The organism is Phenylobacterium sp. (assembly GCF_030693805.1).
In the GTDB taxonomy this organism is placed as follows: Bacteria; Pseudomonadota; Alphaproteobacteria; order Caulobacterales; family Caulobacteraceae; genus Phenylobacterium.
The window spans coordinates 1-1435 of record NZ_JAUXZW010000101.1 but is presented as its reverse complement, the minus strand read 5'-3'; the positions used below and the strand labels follow the sequence as shown (position 1 = coordinate 1435).

Sequence of the window (1435 nt, the reverse complement as noted above, 5' to 3'; positions counted from 1 at the left end):
TGACTGCGCCATCGAAGTTTCGCTCGGGGGCCTGACGCTTCGCGCGGAAGGCGCGACGCTTTGCGTCGCTGTCGCGGGAGGCGATTTCGACATCCGGCTGGACGGGCGGCCAATGCCGCCGGCGTGCCTGCTGCCGCTTGCTGACGGCGCACGGCTCATGCTGCGCGCGGGCGCGTCAGGGGCCTGGTGCTATGTCGCCGTCGGCGGAACGCTCGATCTCGCGCCGACGCTCGGTTCGCGCGCGACGCACGCCCGGTCCGGCCTCGGGCCAAAGCCGCTAGCGGCCGGCGACGCCTTGATGCTCGCCGAGGCGCCGCCGCCGCCGCTTGAGCCGATGGCCTTGGCGGCGCCTTGGCTGACGTCAAGCGACGCGCCGATCCGCATTCTTCTCGGGCCTCAGGCGGATTATTTCACGCCGGAGGAGATCGAGGCCTTTCTGAACGCACGTTGGCGTATCGGCGCCCGTAGCGATCGCATGGCCTATCGGCTCGAGGGTCCGGCGATCCGCCATCGGCGCGGACATGACATCGTCTCCGACGGGGTGGCCATGGGCGCGATCCAGATTCCCGGCGACGGCGCGCCGCTCGCGCTGATGGCGGACCGACAGCCGACCGGCGGCTATCCGAAAATCGCGACGGTGATCGGGGCGGATCTCGGCCGGCTGGCGCAATTGCGTCCCGGCGAAGACCTGTCCTTCCGCACGGTGGATTGGGACGAGGCGGTCGCCGCCCGCCGCGCCTATTTTGCGGCCGTCGAGGCCGGCGCGACGCGCGAGCCTCTCGGCGCCGAGATGACCACCGAGTCGCTGCTGGCGGAAAATCTCGTCGGCGGCGTCGTCAACGCGCGGGACTGATTATTCCGCGGGCTCTTTGACCTCGGCAAGGAGAGCGACGGGCTCGGCCGGCTGCGCCGCCGCCGCGATGGCCGCCTTCGCCGCCGCTTTGCGCTTCTTCCACCATTTGATCAGCATCATCCACCACGGGTCGCCGACATGCAGGTGATAGCGCAGCGGCGTCTTGATGATGGCGAGCACGAGCCCGATCGAGAACAGGCACCAGACCGCCGGCCATTCATTGATGTTGCTGGTCGTCAGACCGGCGAGAAACGGCCCCGCAAGCCAGGAGAACAGGATGAAGCGCCAGCTGCCGTAAAGCGATGGGATGTAGAAGGCCATCAGCGGATATTCGATGTAGCCGCGTCCGAGATAGGGATTGTTGACCATGGAGTTGCCGATCCCGTTCGTCGGCAGCAGCCAGGCGATGTGCCATTCGCCGCGCGTCGTGCAGAGCACGTCGCCGCAGAGCGGTCGTCCGAGGGCGCAATGGCCGGCCCAGGCGAAGGGATAAAGCTGGAGCAGCATGGCGATGGCCGCGACGAAACAGCCGAAATAGGCCCAGGGCGCGATGATGCGGGCGCTGTCCTTGGGCATGAAATA

General features: G+C 67.9%; 2 protein-coding genes. One reads left to right on the top strand and one right to left on the bottom strand.

Translation table 11 applies throughout. The features are described from left to right. Nucleotides 1–853 (top strand): biotin-dependent carboxyltransferase family protein (locus Q8M88_RS04425; RefSeq protein WP_305595038.1); only part of this gene is annotated, 853 nt, incomplete at its 5' end. On the opposite strand, the gene Q8M88_RS04420 is transcribed toward Q8M88_RS04425, so the two are convergent. Further along, nucleotides 854–1435, bottom strand: a 582-nt coding sequence (locus Q8M88_RS04420) for a hypothetical protein (RefSeq protein WP_305595037.1), incomplete at its 5' end; no start/stop codon positions are given.